Below are 2438 nucleotides of genomic sequence, written 5' to 3'. Positions count from 1 at the left end.
ACCTCAGCCAGCAAGCTGTGCACCAACGCTTTAAAGATCCCGATGTCATCTGTCTCTGCCATGAAAAGTAAATAGCAAAATGCGTACCTAAACAATTACCAAAAACTTATATAAAACGTAGCCTAATAGTAGAATGACAATTGCTACAATATCAAATAGCATTACCTTTTTAAGTTCTATATTAACAGAATTGCCCAATACAAAGTAAAGTATTATAAAAGTACCCATACTAAATAGCCCAATAAAAGTAGATACTTCGTACAACCTTTTGGAAATAGCAGAATATATCATAATCCCACCAATAAGTCCAAACATTGCAGCCCTGTGTCTCAATAACAACTCAAAGTTTACGTTAGGGATTTCAATTCCATAAGACTTTGAAATTTTAGAAGGTAGAAAAGCCAAAATTCCAGGCAAAATATTTATTATGCCTACCACAACAAGTAGTATTCTATACAATAATTCCATCAGTGTATTTTTTGACTTTTCGTTTCCAATATGTCATTTTAAATTGATTTTCAACATTTTAAGACTTCGCGAAGTAGAAGATTTCAAGGTACAAATTTTTAATTCACTTCGTCTGTACCTTTTTAATGAAAATTATAGCACTGGACAATTTGAGATGAACCATTGAAAAAGAGAGCCATTATGGTGATTTTTGTAGTGACCAAACCATCAAAAATCCCGCATGACTCTCTACGACAAACTTAGTAAAATAAAGGCGCAAGCCCAGAACCGTTAGGTATCGAAATGGCGACAGATACCCAGCGGTGTCGGTTTTCAGGAGCGGACTTCATGTGATTTGCAGTCAGTTTGTTACCTGGAAGGATTTTGACCAATACTTGGACAAGATTAGAATCAAAAATGCCATAATCGAATTTGTGTAGTAGTATATCTGAGAATATAATTTATGGGTTTATAGACCGACAAAATATAAACGTAACCAATGGTGAATATTCTCTCCTCAGAGTGCCTTTTTTGAATAATTAAAAACGCACCTGAATTAACGGGCATTTTGTTAGTTCTGATTGCTTCTACACCCTCGATATTTGCCTCGCCAGTGCAAACAGCAACAAGTTCATCATTTGGCGGATTGATCGATCAAATCCGCCAGTTTGAAAAAACGACGCATGAGCCCCAATTACCGTTCGTTGGCGTCATCGGCTAGTATGGGTTTGAATGCGATTTTCCGTTTCTAATCCGTCGGCCCGCCACCAACTTGGCTAACCCACTGCCCGGTGGCTTCGATAACGGTTTGCAGTGCCGCTCCCGCCGCCGTGAGCGTATAACTGTAGCGGAGTGGTTTGCTGGTCACAACCGTTCGGTCGATCAAGCCCCCGGCTTCCATCTCACGCAGCCGATGACCCAGCGTGGTCACGTTGACGCCTACGAAGCGGCTTAGCTCGTTGTACCCGGCACTTCCCGACTCCAGCAACGCCAGTACGATGCGGAGAACCCACTTCTGCTGCAATAGCTGAATGGGTTGCTTGCCTTCGTGGGCCCCTTCCCCGCCCTGATTAGAATCCCAATCCAACGGGGCGGGTAGGTACCTCCTTGCCCAGCCGTCAATGGCCCCGATGACAGGGCGCAACAAAAAACCCTTAGACGTGAGAGCGTAACTCGTACTGGGTGGTGTGACCGAAAGCACTGTCCGCTCCACAATGCCTAGCTGCTCCATCTTCCCTAACTTCTGAATCAGCACCTTTCCGCTGGCCCCCCCGCAATCACGGCCAAGTTCGTTAAAATGGCGCGAACCGCCCATTAAGCTATTGATAGCCAGTAGCACCCACCGCTCAGAAAAGAAATCCAGCACCTCGCCAAGGGAGACTGATTCGTCAACATTTGAATTTTTTTTTTCAGAAGAGGAACTCATATTTTTATGTTATAATCTGGTAAGTGTTCTATTAAAGTAAGTATTATAAAAACACTACACTTTCACTTCAAATGGATGCATCGCCATAGCCTTGAAAATCTCCTAGCGAGGAGTATATACAAAAGTGTGGATTTTTTCGCGCTATCTCATGCGCAACCGGGTGAACGCTCCAATGAAAAGTCAGCTTAAAAATATGAAAAATCGTCGAGTCATTGCAACAGCCTTTGGTGCCCCCGATCTCATTCGGATAATAAACGAAACCAGTCTTCCCGAACCACAGACGGGCGAAGTACGCATCCGGGTCGAAGCCTCGAGCGTGGTGTCTACCGATACTTTCATTCGCCGGGGATTGTACCCCTTTTTATCGGTAGAGCCACCCTTCACCCTCGGTTACGATGTGGTCGGGGTAATCGATAAAGTGGGCGAAGGCGTGACTGGTTTTCAGCCCGGTCTGCGGGTGGCCGACCTGAGCCAGATTGGGGGCAATGCCGACTACTGCATCCGTCCCGCCACGCACCTGGTGCCGGTTCCCGATAGAATCGACCCCGCCGAAGCGGTAAGCCTG

At 45.0% G+C, this 2438-nt stretch carries 3 protein-coding genes; 1 reads left to right on the top strand and 2 read right to left on the bottom strand.

Annotated elements, in window-relative coordinates:
- Window positions 1-87: 87 nt before the first annotated feature.
- Window positions 88-468 (bottom strand): hypothetical protein, encoded by a 381-nt coding sequence (locus ACEW8P_RS12410; RefSeq protein WP_373513396.1) that lies wholly within the window; start codon window positions 466-468, stop codon window positions 88-90.
- A 727-nt stretch (window positions 469-1195) separates the two neighbouring features.
- Entirely contained in the window at window positions 1196-1873 is a 678-nt protein-coding gene (locus ACEW8P_RS12405; protein ID WP_373513395.1) for a winged helix-turn-helix transcriptional regulator, read from the bottom strand.
- A gap of 193 nt (window positions 1874-2066) precedes the next feature.
- On the opposite strand from ACEW8P_RS12405, the gene ACEW8P_RS12400 reads away from it, so the two are divergent.
- The coding region (locus tag ACEW8P_RS12400) for an alcohol dehydrogenase catalytic domain-containing protein (RefSeq protein ID WP_373513394.1) at window positions 2067-2438 on the top strand (372 nt) is incomplete at its 3' end.

The organism is Persicitalea sp., from assembly GCF_041751555.1.
GTDB lineage: Bacteria > Bacteroidota > Bacteroidia > Cytophagales > Spirosomataceae > Persicitalea.
This window is presented reverse-complemented; position numbering and strand designations above follow the sequence as displayed.

What these genes read in the sequence shown, in the direction of transcription:
- ACEW8P_RS12410 (WP_373513396.1), bottom strand. Translation starts at nt 468, where the DNA reads ATGGAATTATTGTATAGAATACTACTTGTTGTGGTAGGCATAATAAAT.
- ACEW8P_RS12405 (WP_373513395.1), bottom strand. Translation starts at nt 1,873, where the DNA reads ATGAGTTCCTCTTCTGAAAAAAAAAATTCAAATGTTGACGAATCAGTC.